The organism is Nocardia terpenica (genome assembly GCF_013186535.1).
GTDB classification, from domain to species: domain Bacteria; phylum Actinomycetota; class Actinomycetes; order Mycobacteriales; family Mycobacteriaceae; genus Nocardia; species Nocardia terpenica.
This window is the reverse complement of sequence record NZ_JABMCZ010000001.1, coordinates 271,819-296,652: the sequence shown is the minus strand read 5'-3', so window position 1 is coordinate 296,652 and position 24,834 is coordinate 271,819. Positions and strand designations below refer to the sequence as shown.

The window sequence follows — 24,834 nt, the reverse complement described above, 5'->3', positions numbered from 1 at the left end:
ACAACCGTGGACATCACGGTGGGATGCCGGTGCGGGATCGGTCGGGAAAATCCCGGTCCGTCGGTCTGAAACGGGTGCGAGACTGAATTGCGAAGGGGGATGGAGGTGGTCGCGATGGCGCGCGCGGTGGCGCCCGTGGTCCGCACCCGGGGCGCGGCCCCGGCCACGGGTGGCGACTCCTATCAGGAGCGGTTGGCCAAGTACTTCCCGATCGAGACGAGCGGCCCGTATCTGGCCGCCTCGGCGGCGGTCACGGGGCTCACCGGGGCACACACGATCGAACGCACGGTGTGGCTGCTGGTGATCTTCGCCGTCCTCGGCCTGGGCACGATCCCACTGCTCATGAAGCAGTATCCGGCGGCGAGCTATCGGCACCGCTGGCTGCCGATCGGCTTCGGCGTCGGCGCCTACTGCATCTGGGCGTATTCGCTGGGCGCGCTGCCGGAGGAACTGCACATCTACAGCCCGATCGCGGCCGTGGTGCTCCCGATTCTCTACGCCTTCGGCGCCAACTTCAGCCCGAGCACACCCGAAGGGCATTGACGGGCATGCGCCCCGGGCCGCTGTCCCCCGCTATCCCGAGGGCTGACGATCCTCCTCCTCGGGTTGCTGCCGGGGGCGGCAGCTGTCCGGGACGATATGCCCGGCGTCCACCAGCGCCGCGAAGGCTGCTCGCTTGTTGCGGCAACTCTCGGTGGAGCACCCCGAGTGCACCTGCATCACCCGGTGCGCCCGATCGAGCGATAACGGCCGCTCCGGTGCGGTATGCGCGATCACCGCAATCACCTCGGCGATCGTGTTGTCCATGTCGACCCCTCCTGCGCGGTCACACAGAAACTGATGTAGCTCAACGGTAGCCGAACATCCTCCCCTCACCGCAGGACAAGCGCAGGACATCCACGTGCCGGTCCCGGCCAAAAGCATGCCGGGATGACGAGGGTCAGCAGGCCGGGATGACGAGGGTCAGCAGGCCGGGATGACGAGGGTCGGCATGCCGGGATGACGAGGGGCAGCCGCCGTCATCCCGGCACGCAGGCTCCAGTCATCCCGGCATGCTTTTGGCCGGGATCCCTTAATCGTCGATGGCGTCCGGGAAGGCGTCTTGGCGGTGGCCGCCGCGGAGGGTGCCGGAGAGGTAGGCGGCCTTGCAGGCGCGGCGGGCGATCTTGCCGCTGGAGGTGCGCGGGATGGAGCCCGCGGGCACCAGCAGCAGGTCCCGCACGGTGACGCCGTGCCGCTTGGCGATGGCGGCGCGCACCGTCTCCGCGATCGGGTCGGGGTCGAGTTTCGCTGCGCCGGTGTTCCTTTCGGCGACCAGCACCAGCTGCTCGGAACCGGAGTCGCGGCCGCCCTCGAGCGCCTGCGGGGGCAACTCGTCGGCGGCCACCGAGAACGCCGCCACGAATCCGGGCCGCAGCGCGGTGGACGCCTCCTGCGCCGACATCTCCAGGTCCTGCGGATAGTGATTGCGCCCGTCCACGATCACCAGATCCTTGACCCGGCCGGTGATGTAGAGCTCGCCGTCGTAGTACGCGCCGTAGTCACCGGTCCGCATCCACAGCGCATCCTCGGCGGCGCCCTCGGCATGGCTGCCCGGCTGCCGCGCGGTGAGCAGGTTGTGGAAGGTGGCCACGGTCTCCTCCGCCCGCCCCCAGTACCCGATGCCGATGTTCTCCCCGTGCAACCAGATCTCGCCGACCTGGCCGTCGGGCCGCTCGGCCCCGGTCTGCGGGTCCACGATCACCGCCCACTGCGAGCGCGAGACGTAACCGCACGACACCTGCGCGACGGCATCGTCGCCGTCCTGATCGACCTCGACCATGCGGCCCGCGTTGAGCTGCCCGCGATCGACGTAGACCACCTTGGCCTGGTCCTCGCGCCGGGTGGCCGAGACGAACAGCGTCGCCTCCGCCATGCCGTAGCACGGCTTGATCGCCGTCTTCGGCAACCCGTACGGCGCGAAGGCATCGTTGAACTTCTGCATCGAGGACACCGACACCGGCTCGCTGCCGTTGATCAGGCCGATGATATTCGACAGGTCCAGCGACTCCCCCGCCTTCGGCAGCCCGCGCGCGGCGGCGTGCTCGAACGCGAAATTCGGTGCGGCGGCGTAGGTTCCGGCGCCGTCGGAGGCCGCGGCCAGTTCCTTGATCCAGCGGTACGGGCGGCGCACGAACGCGCTCGGCGACATGATGGTGATGAACTTGCCCATAACGGTCGGCAGGATCACCGTCAGCAGTCCCATGTCGTGGAACATCGGCAGCCACGTGACCCCGCGCGCGTTCTCGACGAGACCGAGCGCATCGATCATCTGCAGAATATTGGTGCCCACCGCGCGGTGGGTGATCTCGACCCCGGCGGGCACGCGCGTGGACCCCGACGTGTACTGCAGGTAGGCCACGCTGTCGATATTGATCTCGGGGAGCACCCAGGTCGAGCCCACGCTGTCGGGAATCGCGTCGACGGCGATGATGCGCGGCCGCTGCGAGACCGGCAGCGCGCGGAAGAATTCGCGCACCCCCGCCGCGGCCGCGCCGGTCGTCAGGATCGCCGTGGGCTCGCAGTCGCCGAGCACCGCGTGCAGGCGGTCGGTGTGCCCGGGCTCCTCCGGATCGAACAGCGGCACGGCGATATTGCCCGCGTAGACCGCCGAGAACACCGCGACCACATAGTCCAGGCCCTGCGGCGCCAGCACCGCGACGCGGTCGCGGGGCGAGGTCACCTGCTGCAGCCGCGACGCCACGGCCCGCAGCCGCACGCCGAACTGCCGCCAGGTGAGCTCGTGATACTCACCGTCCCGTTCGCGTGAATAGTCGATATAGCGGTAGGCAAGGTCATCGCCATTCGCCGAGCTGTGCATATCGACCAAATCGATCAGGGTCGCATCACTCGGGAGCTTGATGTTGCCGTGCTCATCGAGAAAATCATCGAAGGTCTCGTACGTCTCGCCGATCATTCCCTATCCTTTTTCACGCACGACGCGAGGCCGTGCCATGACACCGAACGAACAGATCGACACCGAAGCCCGAAGAGTAGCAGGCTCTTCGGGCTTCGGCGTTAGTACCGTCCGAATGTCAGCGAGACGTTGTGCCCGCCGAACCCGAACGAGTTGTTGACGGCATAGTCGATTCGTCCGGAACGAGCCTGACCGTGCACGATGTCGAGGTCGATATCCGGGTCCTGATTGTCCAAATTCAATGTGGGCGGGACGATGCCGTCACGAATGGAGAGTACGGTCAGCACCGATTCGAGCGCACCCACGGCGCCGATCGAATGGCCGAGTGCGGATTTCGGCGCGTACACCGAGGCGTGATTGCCGATGGCCGCCGCGATGGCGCGAGCCTCGGCGGTGTCGCCGATGGAGGTCGAGGTCGCGTGCGCATTCACATGCGCCACATCGGTTTTCGTGATCCCGGCGAGCTGCAGCGAGCGGGTGATGGACCGCGCGGCGCCCTTGCCGTCCGGATCGGGGGCCACCAGGTGGAATCCGTCGGAGGTGATGGCCGCCCCGAGTAAGCGCGCGTGGATCGTGGCGCCGCGGGCCCGGGCGTGCTCCTCGGTCTCGATCACCATCATCGCGCCCGCCTCGCCGAAGACGAAGCCGTCGCGGTCGCGGTCGAACGGGCGCGACGCGCGCTTGGGATCGTCGTTGCGGGTGCTCATGGCGCGCATCATGCTGAATCCCGCGATCGGCAGCGCCTGGATGGAACCCTCGACGCCGCCGGTGACCACGATGTCGGCGTCACCCATCGCGATCATCTTCCAGGCGTTGGCGATCGCCTCGGAGCCGGACGAACAGGCCGAAACCGGCGTGCAGATACCGGCTTTCGCGCCCAGCTCCAGCCCGACCACCGCCGCCGAGCCGTTCGGCATGATCATCGGAATGGCCAGCGGCGGCACGTGTTTGTAGCCGCCGTTGGTCATCTTGTTGGTGGCGTCGATGAGGATCTCCGCGCCGCCGAGCCCGGTGCCGATGGAGACGGCCAGGCGCTCGCCGTCGACCTCGGGACTGCCCGCGTTGCGCCACACCTCGCGGCCCAGCACCAGCGCCATCCGCTCGACATAGGACAGCCGACGCGTCTCCTCCCGGGTGAGGCTGTCGTCCGGATTGACCTTCAGGTGCCCGCCGATGCGCACGGGCAGTTCGAACTGGTCGATGAAACTGTCGTCCAAAATGTCGATGCCGCTCTCGCCGTTGAGCAGGCCCTTCCAGGTGGAGTCCACGTCACCGGCGATCGATGTGGTGGCAGCCAGGCTCGTCACGACGACGTCGGGATAGCGCATCGGGCTGGAGATCGTCATTCTCGGCTCACTTTCGGTGGCAACACTGCGGGCGTAGGCAACACTGCGGCGAATACAAGCGGAAGTGACTGGGCCGTTCGGCCGGGGCCGTCTCCCCGGGGACGCCTTGAACAGGATTTGCGTCCTCTTTAATGCGACGCACCCTCCTGCCCCGAGCAGCCGGTCGGCGGCGGACTACATTATCGAGGCGTACCTGACCGGCCGTGCCATATGACACGCAGCAATCCGGTCGCTAATGCACTGTACCGGTTTCTTCCCGCACCGTCCCCGCCGATCCAGATTCGAGGAAGGGCATCATCGTGGCCAGGAAGTTGACCCAGCTCGAGCTGCTGCTGGAGCTCGAACCCATCGCCGAGCAGAACGTGCACCGCCACCTGTCGATGGCCAAGGAATGGCATCCGCACGAGTACGTGCCGTGGGACGAGGGGCGCAACTTCGCCGAGATGAACGGGACCGATTGGGAACTCGGGCAATCCCGGCTGAGCGAGGTGGCCCGCGCCGCCATGATCACCAATCTGCTCACCGAGGACAATCTGCCCTCCTACCACCGCGAGATCGCCGAGAACTTCTCCCGGGACGGCGCCTGGGGCACCTGGGTGGGCCGCTGGACCGCCGAGGAGAACCGGCACGGCATCGTCATTCGCGACTATCTGGTGGTGACGCGCGCCGTGGATCCGGTGGCGCTGGAGAACGCGCGCATGGCGCACATGACCGGCGGCTACAACCCGATGAAGCTCATCCGCGACGGCGGCGGCTCCGTGGAGGATCTGCTGGCCGACACCGGATTTCTGCATTCGGTCGCGTATGTGACGTTCCAGGAGCTGGCCACCCGGGTCAGTCACCGCAATACCGGCAAGGTGTGCGACGACCCGATCGCCGACCGCATGTTGCAGCGCATCGCCCTGGACGAGAACCTGCACATGATCTTCTACCGGAATATGTGCGGCGCGGCGCTGGACCTGGTGCCGGATCAAGCATTACAGGCGATCACCGACATCATCACGCACTTCCAGATGCCCGGCGCGGGCATGCCCGACTGGCGGCGCAACGGCGTGCTGATGGCCAAGCACGGCATCTACGACCTGCGCCAGCATCTGGAGGAGGTGGTCATGCCGGTGGTGCGGAAGTGGAATATCTTCGAGCGCAACGATTTCGGCCCGCACGGCGACGCGAACCGCAATCGCCTGGGGGAGTTCCTGGAGAAGCTACAGGGCGACTGCGTGCGCTTCGAGGAACAGCGCGACCGCGCGCTGGCACGGGAGGCGGCCAGGCGAAATTTGGTGGGGGCCAAGGGATAACGTCGCGCTCGATCAGATGGCCATGCCGACCAGGTGGCCGACGGCATAGGTGATGGCCATCGCCAGCGCCCCGCCCACCAGTACCCGGACGGTCGCGCGGCCGACCGGGGCCTCGCCCAGGCGGGCGCCGATCGCGCCGGTCAGGGCCAGCGCCACCAGCACCGCGATCACGGTCACCGGCACCCGGACGGAGGCGGGCGTGAGGATGGCCAGCAGCGGCAGCAACGCACCCAGCGTGAACGACAGCGCGGACGAGAACGCCGCATGCCAGGGATTGGTCAGCTCCGTCGGGTCGATGCCCAGCTCGGCCTCGGCGTGCGCGGTGAACGCGTCGTTCTCGGTGAGTTCCTCGGCGACCTTCCACGCGGTCGCCGGGGACAGCCCCTTGCCCTCGTAGATCGCCGCGAGCTCGGCCAACTCCTCCTCGGGCATCTCCTCGAGCTCGCGCCGCTCGACCGCGAGCACCGCCCGCTCGCTGTCGCGCTGGGTGCTGACCGACACGTACTCTCCCAGCGCCATCGAGACCGCGCCCGCGGCGAGTCCGGCGATACCCGCGGTGAGAATCGTCCCCCGATCCACGGTGGCCGCTGCCACACCGACGACAATGCCCGCCACCGACACGATCCCGTCGTTGGCCCCCAGCACTCCCGCCCGCAACCAATTCAGCCGCGACGCCAACCCGATCCCGTGCGGCTCCGAATGTGTGGCAACCACCACACCGCTCTGTCCATTCTCCACCCCTCGCAATTTAGCCCCGAATTCCGCATCCCTCCAGCAATGCAAGCCTCACCACAATTAGGTAATGCAGTGCAAGGGAAGGCTTTACAAACCTATCCTCGTCATAATTCGTGAATTCGTTCCCGACATGCGCAAGATCGGTCAAGCGCGGGCGCGCCCCGGCGGGACAGACTGGTGTCGTGGTCAAGGGACGTGATCGGTTGCGGGAGTTGTTGGATGCGGTGTTGGAGGAGGGGAACTCCACGCTGGGGCGGATGGCGGCGGGGGCGTATGCCTCGCCGTTTCATTTTGCGCGGCAGCTTTCGCGGGCGACCGGGGAGTCGCCGGTGGCCATGCGGCGGCGGGTGTTGTTGGAGCGGGCCGCGTGGGAGTTGAGTGCGGGGGCGTCGGTGACCGAGGTGGCGTGGGGGGCGGGGTACGACTCGGTGGAGGGGTTCGGGCGGGCCTTCGCCAGGGCGTTCGGGCATGCGCCGAGTGCTACGCCGCAGGTGCGCAAGCAGCGGTGGTTACCGGCGGCCAACGGGATTCACTTTCATCCGCCGATGTCGCTGTGGGTGGAGAGCGAGTCGGCGGGACGGCACGATATGGATCCGACGTCGCTGCTGCTGCATCACGATCTCGATGACACTCGCGAATTGCTGACGCTGGCGGAAAGGCTCACCGCGGAACAGTTCCGGCGCGTTCGCGGGGACGGCGTGGCGCTCGAATGGGACGGGCCCGACGATTCGATCGCGACCACGCTGCACCACCTGATCCGCACCAAGGAGGCGTGGCTGGCCTCGATCGAGGGCGCCGACCAGCCGACCTACGGGCCCGACGATCTGCCCGCGCTGCGCCGCCGCCTCGACGAGGTCGGTCCGCGCTGGCTCGACGCGGTGCGCGAGATCGATCGGCGCGGCGGCTGGGGCGACACCCTGATCGACGCGCTGTGCGATCCGCCGGAGAGTTTCGTCCTCGGCAGCGTCATCGCCCACACCCTCACCTACGCGGCCCACCGCCGCCTGCTCGTGCGCCAGTGGTTGCGCAGCGAGTTGGCCGACAGCTCAACAGATATCGACAGTGGCGACCCGATCTTGTGGCTTCGCCGGAGAGGATGACATGCCCCGCACCATCTACTTCACCGCCACCACCCTCGACGGATTCATCGCGACCGACGACCATTCCCTGGACTGGCTGCTGACCCGCGAGAGCGACACCAACGGCCCGATGGGCGTCGACACCTTCCTGGCCGGGATCGGCGCACTCGCCATGGGCGCCAATACCTATCAGTGGATCGTGGAAAACCACGGCGGCGAACCCTGGTACTACACGGTTCCGGCCTGGGTATTCACCCACCGCAATTTCTCGCCACGCACCGACGCCGATATTCGTTTCACCCAGGAGTCCGTGCCAGCGGTGCACGCGGAAATGGCCGCGGCGGCGGGCGATCGGGATATCTGGATCGTCGGCGGTGGCGAGTTGGTGGGCCGGTTCGCCGAGCACGGCCTGCTCGACGAGGTCGCCGTCGGCATCGCCCCGGTCACCATCGGTTCCGGCAAACCGCTCCTCCCCCGCCATGTCGAACTGAAGCAGATCGAACTCGTCGCCAACGGCGAATTCGCCTGTGTGCGATACGACGTCGTGAAATAAATCCGGAGGACAGGAGCCGGTGCGGCGGACATGATGGATCGGTGACGGTCTCCACCTCTGCCCTGCTCCCCGATTCGATTCGCACCGCCTTCGCCCCCACGGTCGCCTACCTCAATGCCGCCAGCTACGGCCTACTGCCGACCGCGGTCGCGGAGGCGGTGTCCGCCGCCGAAAAGCGGCGCGCCGAAGGAACTTTCGACATTACCGGCGTCGACGAGATCGTCGCCGACTGCCGCGTCGCGATCGGCACGCTGACCGGTTTCGCTCCCGAACAGATCGCCATCGGAGCACAGGTATCGCAGCTGGTATCGCTGATCGCGGCGGCGCTGCCCGAGGGCGCCGCGGTCGTGCTGCCCGAGGGCGAGTTCACCTCGGTGCTGTGGCCATTCCTGGTGCGCCCCGATCTGCGGGTCCGGACGGTCCCGCTCACCGGCCTCGCCGAGGCCGTCCGACCCGGCGACGCACTGGTCGCCGCCGCGGTGGTGCAGTCCGCCGACGGCGGCATCGTCGACACCGCCGCCGTCGGGGCGGCGGCCCGAAACCACGGCGCCCGAGTCCTTTTCGACCTCAGCCAGGCCGCGGGCTGGTATCCGGTGCGCCATCTGGGCGCGGACTGGGTGGTCGGCGTCGGCTACAAGTGGCTGCTCGGACCGAAGGGCGCGGCGTTCCTGGCGGGCACCGACGAGGCGCTGGCCGAGCTGCGGCCGCTGGCCGCGGGCTGGTACTCCGGCTACAACCCGTGGGAGACCTGCTACGACGCCCCGCTCCGAACGGCAAGCGACGCACGGCGTTTCGATCTCGCACCGGTCTGGCCCGCCTGGATCGGGCAGCGGCTCGCGCTCGAGCTGCTGCTCTCGACCGGGATCGACGCCATCCACCGGCACAACCTCGCATTGGCCGATCGGTTGCGGGCCGGGCTCGGCCTGCCGCCGGGCAAATCGGCGATCGTGTCGATCGAGGCGGAACCCGGGCAGATCCACCGGCTGCGGGAGGCGGGTGTGGTCGGATCGATGCGTGCCGGGCGGCTGCGGCTGGGTTGTCACCTGTACAACACCGAGGCCGACATCGACCGTGCCCTAACGGTTTTGGCTGGATAGCGGTCGGGTAGCCAGCCGCGACGCCTACAATCTGCGGGACAGATTCGAAGGGATCCCGCAGGATGAACGCGGTCATCACGGAAGTCGCCATGGAGGGTAAGCGGCTGATCGACGAGGCGTGGCTCGGCCGGATCACCCGCGATCAGGCCGTGCACCGACTCGTGCAGGTCGGCGACGGACTCGTGGAACCCGACATCGCCGAGGACATCGTCGACGACGGTCTCGCCTGGCTGGACGCCCACTCGACCCGGTTACGCCTGCTGGGCTGGTGCGCGGTCCTCGAACTCCCGGCCTTCGGCGGGCTGGCGCTGCTGGGGCTGCTGACCCGCGACTATCCGGCGGCGGGCGTGGCGGTGGTGCTGCTGGCCGCGCTGCAGATCGTGCACCGCCGGTTCACGCCGCACCCCATGGCGATTCGGCGGCGTCATCGCGACCGGCGATGATCCCGGTCCGATTGCTTCCACCGCAGGTACTTCGCGCGCAGGCACACCGAGCACGGGCGATACCCCGCCGCGATCGCGGTCTGCTCATCGGCGAAGAACACCCGATTCGCACCGTATGTCCCGCGGGCGAGCGCCCGCAGGGCCGACGGGCAGTCCAGGCGACCGTAGATGCGGAGCCGACGATGGCCGCCGAGGGTGCCGGGATCCTTGCTGCGGTACGGCTTTCCGTCCGCGCCGAGGAGGGTGTACTCACGCATCGTGGAAGACCAGGCCGAGCGTGTGCCGTCGCCCGGAGCGCACGGCGCTGACCCCGTGCCGCATCGGGGCCGCCGACCAGCCGCGGCTGCCGCGCACCGGGCGCTCGCGGGTGGTGAAGATCAGGCCGTGCCCCTGCGGGATCGTCCGGGCCGAGCCGCGGGACTGGGCGCGCGGGCGCTGCTCCACCATGAGGAACTCGCCGCCGGTGTAGTCGGTGCCGGGCGCATCGAGACCGATCACGACCTGCAGCGGAAAGATCATGTCGCCGAACAGGTCTCGATGCAGGGCATTCCAGTCGCCGGGACCGTAACGAAGCAGGATCTGTGCCGACTTGACCTGTCCCGCCTTGTGGCACAGGGCGATCCAGTCCTCGAGGCGCTCCGGCCAGGAGCCGGGCCGACCCAGCCGCTGCGCCCAATCGCGGGCGATGAGCAGCAGTCTCGGATAGAGCGCGGCCCGCAGTTCGCGCACGACCTCGGGCAGATCGTGGGTGAAATAACGGTATTCGCCCGATCCGAACCGGTGCCGGGTCATGTCGACGGTGGTGCGGAACAGCTCCGCCCGGTCGTAGAGCCCGGCCAGCGACCGGCATTCGGCGGCGGTCAGCAGCGGGCCGGTCGGCGCGTGACCGTGCTCGTCCAGTTCCGCGGCCAGCGCCGCCCAGTCCTGCTCGGCGACCCGCTCCGCCCACACGGAGCTACCCGGCATGTTCGAGCTCCAGCAGCCGCTGCTTGCGCTCGACCCCGCCCGCGTAACCGGTGAGCGCCCCGTTCGCGCCGACGACCCGGTGGCACGGCCGCACGATCATCAGCGGATTGGCCCCGATCGCCGCCCCCACCGCGCGCACCGCCGCCCGCGGGGCGCCGATCCGCGCCGCGATCTCCCCGTAGGTGACCGTGGTCCCGTACGGCACCGCGTCCAGCGCCTCCCACACCCGCCGCTGGAATTCGCTTCCCCCACCGCCCAATTCGAGATCGAACCCGGTCCGTTCCCCCGCGAAGTACGCATTCAACTGCGCCACCACCGCCGCGAACGCCTCGGGCCGCTCGACCCACCCGTCCCGAATCCGGTCCCGCTTACCCCCCACCATCGACACCCCGGTGAGCACCACCCCCGCCCCCGCCGGTTCCCCGACGAGCACCAGCTCCCCCACCGGACTACTCATGATCGTGTACACACTCATCGAAGCTCCCTTCCTAGAGCCAACGTGCTTCCACAACCAATCTGCCCGGCGCCCCACCCCGATACCGGCGGAAATCAGACATAGCATTTCATGACCGACAACCGGAGTATGCGCAGTTCACCCGGCATTCCGGCGCGTGCACCCACCATTCCGGCGCGCCACCCCTCGTCATCCCGGCGAGCGTTCACCATGATTCCGGCGTGCTTTTGGCCGGAATCTCCCGCGAGGTCCCGGCCAAAAGCACGCCGGGACCAAGAGAAGAAAGCACGCCGGGATCAAGTGAAGGGAGCACGCCGGGACCGAAGGGGAGCGGTACCGGCGTTCTCCAGACGTCGGCGTCAGACTCGTTCCAGCACAGGCGCTTTCATGACCGGCCGCAGCGTCTTGTCCAGGCTGGTGCGCATGGTGGTGGCGGAGTCGAGGAGGTAGTTCTGGCGGACCTTCCAGGGGTGGCGGTCGCCCTGGCGGGGGAAGTCGGCTATGGAGCGTTGAATGTAGCCGGAGGCCAGGTCCAGGAGGGGGTGTTCGGTGAGGTGGGATTGGGGGTGGGGGACCACGGCGGGGTAGCCGCGGCGGTCCAGGTGGGTCAGGATCTTGCAGACCAGGCGGGAGGTCAGGTCGGCGCGCAGGGTCCAGGAGGCGTTGGTGTAGCCGATGCAGACCGCGAAGTTGGGGACGCCGGTCAGCATGGTGCCCTGCCAGACGAACTGCTCGGACAGGTTCACCGGCTCGCCGTCCACGGTCAGCGCGATGCCGCCGAAGGCCAGCAGCTTCAGCCCGGTCGCCGACACCACCACGTCGGCCTCCAGCACCCGGCCGGACTTCAGCCGAATCCCTTCGGGCACAAAGGTTTCGATCCGGTCGGTGACCACCGCCGCCTTACCCTTGCGCATCGCCTTGAAGAAGTCGGCGTCGGGCACGGCGCACAGGCGCTGATCCCACGGGTCGTAGCTGGGCGTGAAATGCTCGGCCACCAGCGCCTCGTCCTTCAGGATGCGCGTGGTCAGCCCGGTCAGCATCTTGCGCGCGGCCTGCGGGCGGCGGCGGCAGAACTGATAGAAACCCACATTGAACAGGATGTTCTTGGTGCGGATCACCCGATGCGCCAGGTCCGGCGGCAGCAGCGCGCGAATCCGGTCGGCCCGCTTGTCCCGCCCCGGCACCGCGGAGATCCAGGTCGGCGAGCGCTGCAACATGGTGACCAGCTCCGCCCGCTCCGCCATGGCGGGCACCAGCGTCACGGCCGTCGCGCCGCTGCCGATCACGACCACCCGCTGACCCGAGTAGTCGAGATCCTCGGGCCAGAACTGCGGATGCACCATCCGGCCCGAGAACGATTCGACGCCGGGGAAATCCGGCGAGTGCCCCTGTTCGTAGTTGTAATACCCCGAGCAGGCGTAGAGGAATCCGCAAGTGAGACCGTACCGTTCGCCGTCGCGCTCCAGCGTGAGCGTCCAGCGCGCCTCGGCGCTCGACCATTCGGCCGCGATCACCTTGGTGCCGTACCGAATTCGCTCGTCGATCCGGTGCCGCTCGGCCGTCTCGCGAATGTAGCGCAGAATCGAAGGGCCGTCCGCGATGGACTTGGCGTCCCGCCACGGCTGGAACGGGTAACCCAGGGTGAACATATCGGAGTCGGACCGAACGCCGGGGTAGCGGAACAGATCCCAGGTGCCGCCGATCGCCGCCCGCGCCTCGAGGATCGCGTAGCTCTTACCGGGTAGTTCGGTCTGAATCCGGTAGGCGGCGCCGATCCCGGACAGCCCCGCGCCCACGACGACGACATCGAGATGTTCCATACCCACCAGTGTGCGGCCCGTCCCGCTCGCCTTCTTGACTTTGCGCGACAAGTATTTGATTCTGGACGACATGTCGGTCATCCGGTCGGCGGGGATGCGCGGTTTCCGGGCCACGGTGGCCGAGCTCGGGGGCAATGCCGAGGAGTTCGCCGCGCTGGCCGGGCTGCCGGTCGCGGCCCTCGACACCGACGACCTCCTGGTCTCCGACGAGGCGATGGCGGCGGTCTTCGAGATCGCCGCGGCCCGGCTGCACTGCCCCGACCTGGGCCTGCGCATCGCGGCCCGGCAGGATCTGGGCATGCTCGGCCCGCTCGCGCTGGCCATCCGCAACTCCCCCACCCTGGCCGACGCCCTGGAGTGCACCTCCCGCTACCTGTTCGTGCACGCCCGCGCCCTGAGCCTGACGCTGGAACCGGACCCGGACGGGGACCGCGGTCTGATCGCGCTGCACTACGGCGTGCCCGCGCCGCCGCCGGTGCAGGGCACCGATCTCGGCCTGGGCTTCCTGCATCGCACGATTCAGCGGCTGATCGGCGGGCCGTACGCGCTGCGATCGGTGGACCTGCCCTATCGCCCGCCCGCACCGGCCGCGGTGTACGAGGAATTCTTCGGCGCCCCGGTCCGTTTCGAGCGGCCCACTGCCCTGCTGCGGGTCCCGCGCAGCCTCGCCGCGCACGCCCTGACCGGTGGCGACGAGAACCTGCGTCGATTGGCGATGGCCTTCCTGGCCGAGCAGTCCGCGGATGCGGGCCCGTCGCTCGTGCCGCGGGTGCGGGCGGCGGTGCGGCAGCTGATCGGCACGGCCGCGCCCGAAATCACCGCCGTCGCACGGCTTCTCACCCTGCACCCGCGCACCCTGCAGCGCCGCCTGTCCGACGAGGACACCACGTTCGCGGCCATCCTCGACCAGGTGCGCCGGGGCGAGGCCCACCGCTACCTGACCACCACCGATCTGCCGATGAGCCAAATCGCCTCCCTGCTCGGCCTGTCCGAGCAGGCGACCTTCACCCGCTCCTGCCGCCGCTGGTGGGGCACGACCCCGTCCGCCGTCCGCCGCTCGCACCGGCGGCAGAAGCGCATTCCGCACAATTGATCTTGTGTCGGTGACACACTCGAATCCGATTGGGTTCGAGGAGGATCTGTGACCACAGCACCATCTCGCGAGATCGAAGCCGTGCGGCCGTACCCGGCTCGGATGGGGCCGAAGGGCGCCAAGCTCTGGGACGTCGTGACGACGACCGATCCCAAGCTGCTCGGCATCATGTACATCGTCACGTCGATGACGTACTTCCTGGTCGGCGGCCTGCTGGCGCTGCTCATGCGCTCCGAGCTGGCCCGGCCCGGATTGCAGTTCCTGTCGCCGGAGCAGTTCAATCAGCTGTTCACCATGCACGGCACGATCATGCTGCTGTTCTATGCGACGCCGATCGTGTTCGGCTTCGCCAACTGTGTGCTGCCGCTGCAGATCGGCGCGCCCGATGTGGCGTTCCCGCGGCTGAACGCGCTGAGCTACTGGCTGTATCTGTTCGGCGCGACCATCGCCACGGCGGGATTCGTCACCCCCGGCGGCGCGGCCGATTTCGGTTGGACGGCCTATACGCCGCTGAGCCTGGCCGAGCACAGTCCCGGCACCGGCGCCGACATGTGGATCATGGGCGTGGCGGTGTCCGGCGTGGGCACCATTCTCGGCGGCGTCAATATGATCACGACGGTGGTGTGCCTGCGCGCGCCCGGCATGACCATGTTCCGGCTGCCGATCTTCACCTGGAACATCCTCGTCACCAGTGTGCTTGTGCTGCTGGCGTTTCCGATCCTCACCGCGGCGCTGATGGGTCTGATGGTGGATCGGCACCTGGGCGGGCACGTCTTCGACGCGGCCACCGGCGGGGCGATCCTGTACCAGCATCTGTTCTGGTTCTTCGGCCATCCCGAGGTCTATATCGTGGCCCTGCCGTTCTTCGGGATCATCACCGAGATCATTCCGGTGTTCAGCCGCAAGCCGATCTTCGGCTACACCACGCTGGTCTACGCGACGCTCGGCATCGCCGCGCTGTCGGTGGCGGTGTGGGCGCACCACATGTTCGTGACGGGATCGGTGCTGCTGCCGTTCTTCTCGATGATGACGTTCCTGATCGCGGTGCCGACGGGGGTGAAGTTCTTCAACTGGATCTTCACCATGTGGCGGGGCACGCTGACCTTCGAGACGCCGATGCTGTGGTCGGTGGGCTTCATCACCACCTTCCTGTTCGGCGGCCTGTCCGGGGTCATCCTGGCCAGCCCGCCGCTGGATTTCCATGTCTCCGATACCTATTTCGTGGTGGCGCACTTCCACTACGTGCTGTTCGGCACCATCGTGTTCGCGACCTTCGGCGGCATCTACTTCTGGTTCCCGAAGATGACCGGGCGCTTCCTGGACGAGCGGCTGGGCAAGATCCATTTCTGGACAACGTTCTTCGGTTTCCACGCCACCTTCCTGGTGCAGCACTGGCTGGGCGCGGAGGGCATGCCGCGCCGGTACGCCGACTATCTGCCGACCGACGGGTTCACCACGCTCAACACCATCTCCACCATCGGCTCGTTCGTTCTCGGCCTGTCGATGATCACGTTCGTGTGGAACGTCTTCAGGAGCTACCGCTACGGCGAGGTGGTGGCGGTGGACGATCCATGGGGGTACGGCAACTCGCTGGAATGGGCGACCACCTGCCCGCCGCCGCGGCACAACTTCTACGAACTGCCCCGAATCCGTTCCGAGCGACCGGCTTTCGAGCTGCACTACCCGCACATGGTGGAGCGGATGCGGGCCGAGGCACACGTCGGCTGGGGCTCGCACAGCGCGGCGCGCACGGCCGAGGTCGCACACACCGCGCAGTGAGCGGCGGGCGGCTGCCCTAGGCTGACGATGTGCCGACCACCCTTGCCGCCGAACGCGCCGAGATCGTCGCGGCCTGCCGGGCGCTGGCCGCGGCCGGGCTGCTGGTCGGGACGGCGGGCAATGTCAGCGTGCGGGTGGGCGATCTGGTCGCCGTCACCGCCACCGGGGCCGCGCTCGCCTCGATCACGACGGAGGAGATCACCGTCGTGGACCTCGAAGGCACGGTGCTGGACGGGCGGCTCGCCCCGACCTCGGAACTACAGCTGCACCTGGGCATCTATCGCGAGTTCCGCTGCGGCGCAATCGTGCACACCCATGCGCCGCGCTCGATCGCGGTCGGGCTGATCCGCGACGAGCTGCCGGTGATCCACTATCAGCAGCTTCCGCTCGGCGGAGCCACGCCCGTGGTGCCGTTCCACCCGTTCGGCACCGCGGAACTCGCCGCGGCCGTGCGGGATTCGCTGCGCGGCAAGCAGGCCGCGCTGCTCGCCAACCACGGCGCGGTGACGCTGGGCGCCACCCTCGCCGAGGCGGTGGAGCACACGCGGCTGCTGGAGTGGGCGTGCACCATCCTGCTCGAGGCCCAATCCGCCGGAACCCCGCGCACCCTCACCCACGAGCAGCAGGACGCGGTCCGCGAGGTAATCACACGAACCAATTACGGTGTGCCCAAACCGAATCAGATATCCGACCGGCCCGGCTCGCCCTGATTGACCCAGGTCCACAGGAACGCATTGAGCAGATCCTGGAGGCTACGCCCCTCCATCGCCAGTTTCGCCTTGACCCGGCGCATCAGTTCGGCGTCGGTGCGAAAGCTGGACTGGATCAAGGGATCCATCCCGGGCGGCGGGGGCGGGAACGGCGGGAGCTGCGGATACGGGCCGGGGGGAGCAAAATTCGGGTGCGGGGGCATGCCCGGCATCGGCGGCGGGCCCGGCATCGGCCCGCCGGGCGCCGACGGGAAACCGGGCACGCCGTGCGCGCCGGGGTGCTGCGGGTGTGCGAAGGGATTCCCTTGGGCGAGTGCCTCATTCATGGTTTCCCGGATGATGCGGCGGACCTGTTCCTCGGTGACGAACTTGGGCTCGGATTCATTATCTGTCATGACCAATACCTTGGTAGATGAGTAACTTGCTACCACGGTAGCACCGCTCCGAGGCAATGAAAACCTGTCGTACCCCTGCGGCATACTCATGGGTGTCGGACGCCGACCAGGTTGCAGCACAAGGTAATCCCGCAACCCGAGGAAAGGCCGTTCATGTCCGAGCTCCGCTCGTCGTCGTCCGATGGTGCCGACCGACGGCTATCCGCCGTCATCGCCGAGCACCGGGAACTGCTCCGCGCCCCCGCCGAGGAATACCGGCGAGCGGCGGCGGCGCGCGCCCGGCGCTCGGCGCCCGTCGGCGAGCCGCTGCTCGCCGAGCAGACCGACCGGCTCATCGCCGATCTCATGATCGACCCGGTGCGCCACCGCCGCCTCGACATCGACGCGTATCTCGCTGTGCGCGACGGCATTCCCCTGCGCTACGACGCCCGACGCCACCGCTTCACAGGCCCCGGCGTCACCGTCCACCCCAACGGCCCGGAACGCCGCCTGGGCATCATCGCCCGCCTGGCCGCCCGCGGCGCAGACCTGGACCAAATCCTCACCGTAGCCACGGTGGTGATAACCCACCCCGGCGCCGCGGGCGAGGCCACTCCCCTCGCCCGCGGTGAAGTGCGCATACCTACCCCGTCGACACAGACTCGATCGGCCCCAACCTCCGATGCACCACATGCTGCTGCACAAACGTCCACACACTACTAGTGGCGAAATACACCAGAATCCCGAGCGGCATGATCAACGCCGCGACGAGCGTGCCGATCGGGAACAGCCACAGCATCATCCAGTTGATCATTCGGGTCTGCGGGGTGGATTCGAGTTGGCGGGCGATGGAGGCGCGGGCCGTGCAGTGGGTGGCGATCACCGAGACCACGACCAGCGGGATGACCACGGCGAGCACGGTGCCGAACGCGCTACCGGAGGTGGCGAGCGTCGCCGACAGCGGTGCGCCGAACAGCTTGGCGTGCAGGAACGACTGCACCTGATCCGGCGAGAACACGTAGTTGGCGGTGGCGGCGTTCTGCGCGGCGGTCATCCGCACCGGACTGCCCAGGAACGGAATTCCCGCCACCGCCGAGGTGCGGTCGAACGAATGCAGCACGTGCAGCAGGCCGATGAACACCACCAGCTGCCCGAACATCGGCAGGCAGCCGCTGAGCACATTGAAGTTGTGCTGTTTCTGCAATTTCTGCATCTCGACCGCCAATTTTTCGCGGTCGTGGCCCAATTCGGCCTGTAATCGGCGCATCTGCGGTTGCAGCACCGCCATGGTGCGGGAGAACCGGACCTGCGCCAGGAACGGCCGGAACAGCGCGGCGCGCAGCGTGAGCACCAGAAAAACAATGGCCAGCGCCCAGGCCGCGCCGCTGGCGGCGCCCAGAAGGGCGGCGAAACCGGTGTGCCACAACCACAGCACGGCCGACACCGGGTAGTAGACGAAATCGAGCATGACACCTCACTCGGGAGGCGCCCGCGAACGGGCGAGAAGTGAACAGGGTCGACGAAACGATCGACCGTGCCGAACGGCACGGTCAGTCGCCGCGACCCGGTGCCCTGGGCCGTGCTCGGCCCGCCGCGTCCGGATTGCTCTGGCGCAGGAACGATCCCCGGCGTCGCCGCTGCGCCGACACCGGCGGCCCGCTGCACACGGCGACCGGCGCCGGGAGAACCCGCGTCGACTCGGCCGCCGCGACGGCCAGCACGACCATGGCCGCCGCGCCGACCGCGAGCCACGAGTTGGACTCGCCGACCGGTACCAGCATCGCCGCCCACACGGAGACGACCAGCGCGCAGACCAGCAGCGCCGTCGATCGGATCCGGGTGACCATGGCGACGAGAATACCCGGCTACTGCTTGGGCAGGGCGGCAGCCACGCCACCCACGTCGGTGACCTTCCAGCCGTTGGCGGCGTCGACATCCACGGTGTAGGCCGCGGTGGTCTGGGTGCCGTCGGGGGTCTGGGCGCTGGCCGAGGTGGTGTTGAGGAACACGTTCACCTTGTAGACGCCGTTGGTCTTGCCGGTCACGGTGGCGGAGATCGGGTTGGCGCTGGAGGTCCACTTCAGCGGCACCAGGATCTGCGACAGCTTGGGCGCGACGGCGTCGAACTTGTCGGCCAGCTGCGGGCTGGTATTGGCCTTCAGCTTCGCCACCCAGGAATTCACGTCCTGGTAATTGATATCGGCCGCGCCCAGCGCGTAATCGGTGGCGACCTGTTCGGCGTGCTTCTCGTCGGCGGCCTTGGCGTCGCGATCGTGCAGCTGCCCGCGCGCGGACAGCCACAGCGACCCGAAGACGGCCGACAGGGCGACCAGCGCCACCGCTGCCGCGGCGGTCAGCACCGTGGACAGCCGGATCGACAGGGTCCGTGGCGCTTTGGCCGCCTCCTCGGTGGCGGAGGACACGGCGGTCTCCTCCGCGTCGACTACCCGCTTCGGTTCGGTGTCGTTCGACATCCGGTCCTCACTTTCCTATTTGACATTGACCCGCACCCGCACGGCTCCGTCGGTGCCGACGTCGTCGAGCGCCTGCGTGATCAGGCTGGAGATATCTATGCGCGGCGCGGCGGCCGTGGTCGCGTCGGTGAGCGGCTGCAATACCGGTGCCAGCGACCGCAGTTCGGGGCCGAGCTGTTTCAACGTGTCGGTCAGCTTGGCCAGGAACGGCACCAGACCGCTGCCGTCGGTGTAGCTCTCGGGCGGCCGGGTGTCGACCAGGCGGCCGACGGCCGCGACCAAATCGTCGAGCGCCTTGGTGAATCGAATGAATTCGGGGGCGGCCGCGGCGGTCGCCGGTCCGGCCCAGTCGATGTCGGCGGCCGCGGCCTGAAAGCTGTTGAGCAGCTCCGCGATTCGCGGGCTGCGGCTCATGATCGCCGCGGCGAGCAGATCTCCCGAGCGGGCCAGGTTCGGGATCGAGCCGTCGGTCCCGACGAACGCCTTGCCCGCGGTGTCGACCAGCGAGCTCATCACCGCCGGGTCGAGCTGGTTCATGGTCTTGGTGACCAGCCGGGCGACCTCCGGAATCGACAGCGGCATCCGGACATTCGTGGTCTCGAGGCGCTGCCCGTCGCGCAGGTACGGCCCGGAGCCGGACTTCGGCCGGAACTCCACGTAGGGTTCGCCGAGCGCGGACAGGCTCTCGATGGTGACCGTGCTGTCGGTGGGCACGTGCCGGTCGGCGCCGACCCGGAAACCGACCTCCACGCCGTCGGCGGCATTGCTCACCGACGTGACCCGGCCGACCTCGATTCCGGTGAGCAGCACCGGCGAACCCACGCCCAGCCCACCGGAATTGGTGAGCACCATGGTGGCGCGGGTGTAGTCGGCGAGCGGGTCGACCCGCACCACACCGAAGGTCAGGTAGCTCGCGCCGAGCACGGTGATGGCGGCGATTCCGCCCAGTGAGGCCAGTGGTCCGAGTTTCATCGCACGAGTCCGATCATGCGCAGGGTCGCCACGATCCGGTCGACCTGGTCCTGGGTCGACACCTCGGCCGACGCCGCGGTCCGCACGCCGACGACATTCACCTTGGGTCCGTGCTCGGCGAACGGAATCACCTTGTCGCGCAGGAGCGCCACCAGCGCCTGCAGATTCGACGGCTTGCTCAGGTCCAGTGGGCGGCTGCCCGCGATCAGCGGCACGAATGCCTGCGCGGCGGCGTCGGTGCTGGTCAGCAGCGGCCCCAGCCAGGCGAGCGAGGTACCCACCGGGCCGAGTGCGCCGAAGAGGTTGTTCACCCCCATGATCGAGGCGACGATGCCGTTCATCTCGTCCACCGAATGCTGGCTCAGGATGTCGTCCAGTTCCGGCCGGATGTCGTGCAGCACTTGGGCATTGGTGCCGATGCCGTTGAGCAGCGAGTCGACCCGGTCCAGATTGGCGGCCAGGTCGACCGCGTCCCCGGCCATGGTCTTGGAGATGCGCGCGGTCTGCTCCGGCTGTTTCGGCAGCACGTCGTTGAACCGATTGATGATGTCCTGCAGCTGCGAGACCGACCCGCCCTGGGTGAAGGTGGCGACGGCGGCCATCGTATCCTCCAGCTGCACAGGCGGTTTCGTCTGTCGCAGCGGAATGGTGCCGCCGTCGGCCAGCAGCGAGCCGAACCCGCCCGGCGGCGTGATCAGCGCGACGTGAATATCCCCGAGCACGGTGTTCTGCCGCAGCTCGGCCACCGTCGTGGCGGGCAACCGCACCGACTTCGAAATATCCGCATCGACAACCACATACCCCCCGCGCCCGCCCGCCCGCGCCGAATCAACCACCGCCACCGACGAAACCGTCCCCACCTGCGCCCCATTGGCCATGATCTTGGCCCGCGCCGGAAGATTCAACACATTCGAGAACTCGATCCGAACGCGATACGTCGGCCCGGAGACCGTCGTCCCCGGCACGGGAACCGACGACGGGTCGAAAGCACAACCGGCGGCAGGCAATACGGCGGCCATGGTCACAGCCAGCCCGGCCAGCAAACGCCCCTTCCTCACCCGGCCACTCCCACCACGCCTAACCCCGTCCATCCCGGCGCGCTCCACTTCCTTGACCCCGGCGTGCTCCACTTCCTTGATCCCGGCGCGCTCCACTTCCTTGACCCCGGCGCGCTCCACTTCCTTGACCCCGGCGTGCTCCACTTCCTTGATCCCGGCGTGCTTTTGGCCGGGATCTCGCGAGGTCCCGGCCAAAAGCACGCCGGGAACATTGGTGGGCGGCACGCCGGGAACATTGGTGGGCGGCACGCCGGGAACATTGGTGGGCGGCACGCCGGGAATATTGGTGGGCGGCACGCCGGGAACATGCGTGCCGGTGGTGTCGAACCGACGAATCCTCATCGCACACCTGCCAATCCGAGTACCAGTGTCGCCGCGTCCACCTTTGCCAGGCCGCCGTCCGCCGAGCAGCGGCCCGGCGCGAGGGTGTTCACCGCGGCGCAGACGGTGTCGGCGTCGGGCTGGGGGATCGCGACTCGTGGTGGTGCGTAGCCGATTCCGGATTCGCCCGCCGTTCGGAACGCCTGGGTGAGCACCGGGGTCATGGTGATGATCTGGGCCAGCGAGCCCACGTGGGCGCGGAGGAATTTCACCAGCGGCACCGTGGCGTCGAGGGCGCGCATGATCGGGTCGCCGAGGATGGTGGTGAGGTCGTTGAGCATCGGCACCACCTGCTGCAGGCCGTCGAACAGGCGGGCGCCGGGCTGGAGCAGGTCGGTGGTGGCCTGGTCCAGGACCGGCGCGAGCCGGGTGAGCATAGATTTCAGGTCGCCCCAGTGCTGTTCGACCTTCCTGCCCACCGAGGCGTAGGCGTCGAAGATCCCCGCCAGGTGGGCGATGTCGGCATCGGGCGCGGCCATGGCCGCGCTCAGCTTCTGCACGATCTCGTTGATCTGCGGCCCGGTCCCGGCGGTCGCGGTGTTCAGCGCCGACAGCCCGCGCGCCAGTGCGTCGGGCGAGTTCCGGTCCGGCCCTTGGATTTCGGCGGACAGCTTGGCCAGCGCGTTCAGCGTCTCGGAGATGCTCTTGGGCGTCAGCGTCTTGGTGAGGCACTGCGCCGGATTCCAGCGCGCGGTGGTGGTGCCGCTCGACACCACCGCCAGCTGCCGGGCGGCGACGATGCTGTCGGACAGCGTGGTCGCCCCGGCGTCGGCGTACACGGGCCTGTCGGCGTCCACCGAGAATTCCACCTTCGCCGACGCGCCCTGCGCCGCAATGGATGTCACGGTCCCGACCGGGATGCCGCGCATGGTCACCTGATTGCCCACATACAGCCCGATGGCGTCGGGCATGATCGCGCAGTAGCTCTCGGTCTTCTTCGCCGGATCGAAGACGACGAAATACCCGGCGGCGGCGACCACGACCAGCACGACCGCACCGGCCACCGACATGAAGGCCCGCGACGCCAATACCCGATGCATCAGCAGTCCTTCCCCGGCACCGGCACGCACACCGCGGTCGCGGTCTGCCCGGACTGGTCGACGGTGACTCCCCCGTCGGGAATCACCCACTGCCCCACCTTCTGCTGCAGGCTCCGCACCGACTCGAGGGCGGGCTCCAGTTGGGTGCCGAGTTGTTTCAGCCGCGGCAGCGCGTCGGCCAGCTGCTGCACCGTCGGTTTCAATGCCGAATTCCAGGTGGGCGCGAGCGCGGCCACCCGATCGATGACCGCACCGAGCAGCCGCACGCCCTCGCGCAGCTCGGCGCGCTTGTCCTCGAGGACCGTCTCCATCAGATTGACGTTGTCCATCAGCCGCCCCAGATCGGTCTTGGCGCCGTCGTACATGGTCACGTACTCGTCGGCGACCGCGATCGCCTTCGACACCTGGGCGCGCTGCCGATTCAACCCGTCGACATAGGTCTGCAGGGTGTTCAGGGTGGTGCGCAGCGAATCGGGGGCCTTCTCCAGCGAGGAGTCCAGCGCGGACAGGTTGCGGCGCAAGGTATCTCCGTCGATCGCGTTCAGCGGGGCGGCGGCGTCCTGGAAGGTCTGCACCAGGCTGTACGGCAGGCGCACCCGTTCGCGCGGAATCGCGGTGCCGCCCAACGGTTTACCGCCCGACGGGAACAGCGCGACGTAGTTGCCGCCGACCACGGTGAGCATGCGCACGTCCAGCGAGGATTCGTTGCCGACGAACACGGTCGAGTCGACGGTGAAGCGCATGACCACCCGATCCGGCTTCAGTTCCAGCGATTTCACCTTCCCCACCGGGATTCCGGCGACCCGGATATCGTCGCCGACCTTCACCGACTGCGCCTCGGCCAGGTCGGCGGTGTAGGTCGTCTTCCCGAACGGCACCGCGTACAGCACCCCGGCGGCGACCACGAGCACCGCGACCAGGATCACGCCGAGGATGCCCAGCCGGATCTCGCGCCGCCGCCGGGTCGGCTCGTCGGTGATCACGCGCTCGCGAACGGCGATGCGGGGCAGGCTCATCCGTTGCACAGCACCACCCGCTGTCCCGCCACGAGGACCTGGAGCACGCCCGGTACCTCCGCATTTCCCTTGGAGCACTGCGGTTTCCAGCCCGCGACGGTCTTCGGGGCGGCCGCGTCCAGGCCCGCGAGCAGGCCGGGCAGCTTGTCGAACACCTCGACGGCCTGCTTCGGATCGGGAAACAGCTTGTGGATCAGCGCATCCACGTCGTCACCGGTCTGCAGGCCCAGCGCATCGAACATGGTGTCCAGCGGCCCCAGCACCGACGGCGCCGACATGGCGAACTGCGCCAGCCCACCGATATTGCGCTGCAGCGATTCGAAGATGTCGGAGAGCCGGGCCAGCAGCGGCACCAGATAGTGCACCCGGCCGCCCACCTTGTCCGACAGGTCGGACATGTTGTGGATCAGCGTGGAGATCACCTGCTGGCGGTTGTCCACATAGGAGGCCAACTTGCCGATGGCGTCCAGGGCCGGGCCGACGCCGCCGCCGTCGCCCTCGATCAGCGCGACCATGCTGGCGCTGAACTGGTTGACGGCCTCGGGAGAAATGGTGGACAGCACCGGTTTCAGGCCGTTGAACATGCTCGTCACATCGAACGAGGGCACGGTGCGCTCGGTGCCGACCGTCGCGCCCGCCGGAATCCGCGCACCCGGCTGCGGCTGCTGCTGCAGGTCGATGTACCGCTGTCCGGTGAGATTCTGATACCGGATCGCGAGCTTGGAATTGTCGTAGATCGGCGCATCGGTCTTCAGCGACAACCGGACCCGCGCCAGCGTCCCGTCCAGCCCGATCCGCTCGACCTTGCCCACCTGCACCCCGTACATCCGCACGTCGTCCCCCACCTTGAGCCCGTTGGCATCGGTGAACAGCGCATCGTGCCCCTCGGTCCGCCCCGACACCGGCCGCTCGATCGCGGTGAACACCACCGCCAACACCACCACCATCACCCCCGCGAACACCACCAGCCGCCAGGCCGCCGCACCCACCTTCATCGCCGACCTCCCAGCACCCCGCGCCCGACCATCGCCCACGCGCCAGCACCCGCGGCCCCGACAACCGTCCCATCGGCAGCGCCCGACAACGCGCGAGCAATCATCGCCGACCTCCCAGCAGCCACACCCCACGCCGAGCCACCGCCCACGCGCCAGCGCCCGAGGCCCCGACAACCGTCCCATCGGCAACACCAG

At 68.3% G+C, this 24,834-nt stretch carries 27 protein-coding genes; 10 read left to right on the top strand and 17 right to left on the bottom strand.

Features of this window, described 5'->3' with window-relative positions:
* The first annotated feature begins 114 nt into the window (after positions 1-114).
* A complete protein-coding gene (locus HPY32_RS01490) occupies positions 115-543 on the top strand; it encodes a hypothetical protein (RefSeq protein WP_156674147.1) in 429 nt (142 codons plus the stop codon).
* Between the two features lie 30 nt (positions 544-573).
* Here HPY32_RS01490 and HPY32_RS01485 read toward each other — a convergent pair whose 3' ends face one another.
* From HPY32_RS01485 to HPY32_RS01475, 3 genes are all read right to left on the bottom strand, one after another.
* Positions 574-807, bottom strand: coding sequence for a hypothetical protein (locus HPY32_RS01485; RefSeq protein ID WP_067582368.1), 234 nt, complete (start codon positions 805-807; stop codon positions 574-576).
* Positions 808-1,072: 265 nt separating this feature from the next.
* Entirely contained in the window at positions 1,073-2,956 is a 1,884-nt protein-coding gene (gene fadD32 / locus HPY32_RS01480; RefSeq protein ID WP_067582365.1) for a long-chain-fatty-acid--AMP ligase FadD32, read from the bottom strand.
* Positions 2,957-3,057: 101 nt separating this feature from the next.
* Positions 3,058-4,302 carry a KasA/KasB family beta-ketoacyl-ACP synthase gene (locus tag HPY32_RS01475; protein WP_067582359.1) on the bottom strand — a complete coding sequence of 415 codons (1,245 nt, stop codon included), beginning with the start codon at positions 4,300-4,302 and terminating at the stop codon, positions 3,058-3,060.
* A 299-nt stretch (positions 4,303-4,601) separates the two neighbouring features.
* On the opposite strand from HPY32_RS01475, the gene HPY32_RS01470 reads away from it, so the two are divergent.
* The gene (locus tag HPY32_RS01470; protein WP_067582356.1) at positions 4,602-5,600 is read left to right on the top strand and encodes an acyl-ACP desaturase; all 999 of its coding nucleotides are present in this window, start codon (positions 4,602-4,604) and stop codon (positions 5,598-5,600) included.
* A 12-nt stretch (positions 5,601-5,612) separates the two neighbouring features.
* On the opposite strand, the gene HPY32_RS01465 is transcribed toward HPY32_RS01470, so the two are convergent.
* On the bottom strand, positions 5,613-6,338 hold the full coding sequence (locus tag HPY32_RS01465; RefSeq protein ID WP_373686595.1) for a VIT1/CCC1 transporter family protein: 726 nt from the start codon (positions 6,336-6,338) through the stop codon (positions 5,613-5,615).
* A gap of 179 nt (positions 6,339-6,517) precedes the next feature.
* Between HPY32_RS01465 and HPY32_RS01460 the strand changes: the two genes are divergently transcribed.
* The 4 genes from HPY32_RS01460 (at position 6,518) to HPY32_RS01445 (ending at position 9,507) form a co-directional block, all read left to right on the top strand.
* The gene (locus tag HPY32_RS01460; RefSeq protein ID WP_067582354.1) at positions 6,518-7,435 is read left to right on the top strand and encodes a helix-turn-helix domain-containing protein; all 918 of its coding nucleotides are present in this window, start codon (positions 6,518-6,520) and stop codon (positions 7,433-7,435) included.
* A gap of 1 nt (position 7,436) precedes the next feature.
* Positions 7,437-7,967, top strand: coding sequence for a dihydrofolate reductase family protein (locus HPY32_RS01455; protein WP_067582351.1), 531 nt, complete (start codon positions 7,437-7,439; stop codon positions 7,965-7,967).
* A 41-nt stretch (positions 7,968-8,008) separates the two neighbouring features.
* On the top strand, positions 8,009-9,064 hold the full coding sequence (locus HPY32_RS44295) for an aminotransferase class V-fold PLP-dependent enzyme (protein ID WP_067582348.1): 1,056 nt from the start codon (positions 8,009-8,011) through the stop codon (positions 9,062-9,064).
* Between the two features lie 62 nt (positions 9,065-9,126).
* On the top strand, positions 9,127-9,507 hold the full coding sequence (locus tag HPY32_RS01445) for a hypothetical protein (protein WP_067582345.1): 381 nt from the start codon (positions 9,127-9,129) through the stop codon (positions 9,505-9,507).
* Here the strand turns inward: HPY32_RS01445 and HPY32_RS01440 are convergent.
* The 4 genes from HPY32_RS01440 to HPY32_RS01425 form a co-directional block, all read right to left on the bottom strand.
* Complete coding sequence (locus HPY32_RS01440) at positions 9,489-9,764, bottom strand: Ada metal-binding domain-containing protein (RefSeq protein ID WP_067582342.1); 276 nt, start codon at positions 9,762-9,764, stop codon at positions 9,489-9,491. The genes HPY32_RS01445 and HPY32_RS01440 overlap by 19 nt on opposite strands.
* Positions 9,757-10,473 carry a 2OG-Fe(II) oxygenase gene (locus HPY32_RS01435; protein WP_067582339.1) on the bottom strand — a complete coding sequence of 239 codons (717 nt, stop codon included), beginning with the start codon at positions 10,471-10,473 and terminating at the stop codon, positions 9,757-9,759. Before HPY32_RS01435 ends, HPY32_RS01440 begins: the two co-directional genes overlap by 8 nt.
* Complete coding sequence (locus HPY32_RS01430) at positions 10,463-10,948, bottom strand: methylated-DNA--[protein]-cysteine S-methyltransferase (protein WP_171982685.1); 486 nt, start codon at positions 10,946-10,948, stop codon at positions 10,463-10,465. The genes HPY32_RS01435 and HPY32_RS01430 overlap by 11 nt, the downstream gene beginning before the upstream one ends.
* 338 nt (positions 10,949-11,286) lie before the next feature.
* Positions 11,287-12,747 carry a flavin-containing monooxygenase gene (locus HPY32_RS01425; RefSeq protein ID WP_067582337.1) on the bottom strand — a complete coding sequence of 487 codons (1,461 nt, stop codon included), beginning with the start codon at positions 12,745-12,747 and terminating at the stop codon, positions 11,287-11,289.
* A 34-nt stretch (positions 12,748-12,781) separates the two neighbouring features.
* Between HPY32_RS01425 and HPY32_RS01420 the strand changes: the two genes are divergently transcribed.
* From HPY32_RS01420 to HPY32_RS01410, 3 genes are all read left to right on the top strand, one after another.
* Complete coding sequence (locus tag HPY32_RS01420) at positions 12,782-13,840, top strand: AraC family transcriptional regulator (RefSeq protein ID WP_231951461.1); 1,059 nt, start codon at positions 12,782-12,784, stop codon at positions 13,838-13,840.
* A gap of 102 nt (positions 13,841-13,942) precedes the next feature.
* A complete protein-coding gene (gene ctaD / locus HPY32_RS01415) occupies positions 13,943-15,619 on the top strand; it encodes an aa3-type cytochrome oxidase subunit I (protein WP_082870900.1) in 1,677 nt (558 codons plus the stop codon).
* A 29-nt stretch (positions 15,620-15,648) separates the two neighbouring features.
* Positions 15,649-16,329 carry a class II aldolase/adducin family protein gene (locus tag HPY32_RS01410; RefSeq protein WP_067582331.1) on the top strand — a complete coding sequence of 227 codons (681 nt, stop codon included), beginning with the start codon at positions 15,649-15,651 and terminating at the stop codon, positions 16,327-16,329.
* On the opposite strand, the gene HPY32_RS01405 is transcribed toward HPY32_RS01410, so the two are convergent.
* Entirely contained in the window at positions 16,299-16,724 is a 426-nt protein-coding gene (locus HPY32_RS01405; protein ID WP_067582328.1) for a hypothetical protein, read from the bottom strand. The two genes, HPY32_RS01410 and HPY32_RS01405, sit on opposite strands and share 31 nt — an antisense overlap.
* Positions 16,725-16,877: 153 nt before the next feature.
* On the opposite strand from HPY32_RS01405, the gene HPY32_RS01400 reads away from it, so the two are divergent.
* Entirely contained in the window at positions 16,878-17,426 is a 549-nt protein-coding gene (locus tag HPY32_RS01400; protein WP_156674146.1) for a hypothetical protein, read from the top strand.
* Here HPY32_RS01400 and yidC read toward each other — a convergent pair.
* From yidC to HPY32_RS01360, 8 genes are all read right to left on the bottom strand, one after another.
* Positions 17,347-18,171, bottom strand: a complete 825-nt coding sequence (gene yidC / locus HPY32_RS01395; RefSeq protein WP_067582322.1) for a membrane protein insertase YidC — start codon at positions 18,169-18,171, stop codon at positions 17,347-17,349. The two genes, HPY32_RS01400 and yidC, sit on opposite strands and share 80 nt — an antisense overlap.
* An 82-nt stretch (positions 18,172-18,253) precedes the next feature.
* The gene (locus tag HPY32_RS01390) at positions 18,254-18,550 is read right to left on the bottom strand and encodes a DUF6412 domain-containing protein (RefSeq protein ID WP_067582319.1); all 297 of its coding nucleotides are present in this window, start codon (positions 18,548-18,550) and stop codon (positions 18,254-18,256) included.
* Positions 18,551-18,568: 18 nt separating this feature from the next.
* Complete coding sequence (locus HPY32_RS01385) at positions 18,569-19,177, bottom strand: hypothetical protein (protein WP_067582316.1); 609 nt, start codon at positions 19,175-19,177, stop codon at positions 18,569-18,571.
* 15 nt (positions 19,178-19,192) lie between these two features.
* On the bottom strand, positions 19,193-20,149 hold the full coding sequence (locus HPY32_RS01380; RefSeq protein WP_067582312.1) for an MlaD family protein: 957 nt from the start codon (positions 20,147-20,149) through the stop codon (positions 19,193-19,195).
* The gene (locus tag HPY32_RS01375) at positions 20,146-21,549 is read right to left on the bottom strand and encodes an MlaD family protein (RefSeq protein WP_253949535.1); all 1,404 of its coding nucleotides are present in this window, start codon (positions 21,547-21,549) and stop codon (positions 20,146-20,148) included. Before HPY32_RS01375 ends, HPY32_RS01380 begins: the two co-directional genes overlap by 4 nt.
* Positions 21,546-22,628, bottom strand: coding sequence for an MlaD family protein (locus tag HPY32_RS01370; RefSeq protein WP_067585543.1), 1,083 nt, complete (start codon positions 22,626-22,628; stop codon positions 21,546-21,548). Before HPY32_RS01370 ends, HPY32_RS01375 begins: the two co-directional genes overlap by 4 nt.
* Positions 22,628-23,644 (bottom strand): MCE family protein, encoded by a 1,017-nt coding sequence (locus HPY32_RS01365; protein ID WP_067582309.1) that lies wholly within the window; start codon positions 23,642-23,644, stop codon positions 22,628-22,630. The genes HPY32_RS01370 and HPY32_RS01365 overlap by 1 nt, the downstream gene beginning before the upstream one ends.
* The gene (locus HPY32_RS01360) at positions 23,641-24,639 is read right to left on the bottom strand and encodes an MlaD family protein (protein WP_067582306.1); all 999 of its coding nucleotides are present in this window, start codon (positions 24,637-24,639) and stop codon (positions 23,641-23,643) included. The genes HPY32_RS01365 and HPY32_RS01360 overlap by 4 nt, the downstream gene beginning before the upstream one ends.
* Positions 24,640-24,834 lie beyond the last annotated feature (195 nt).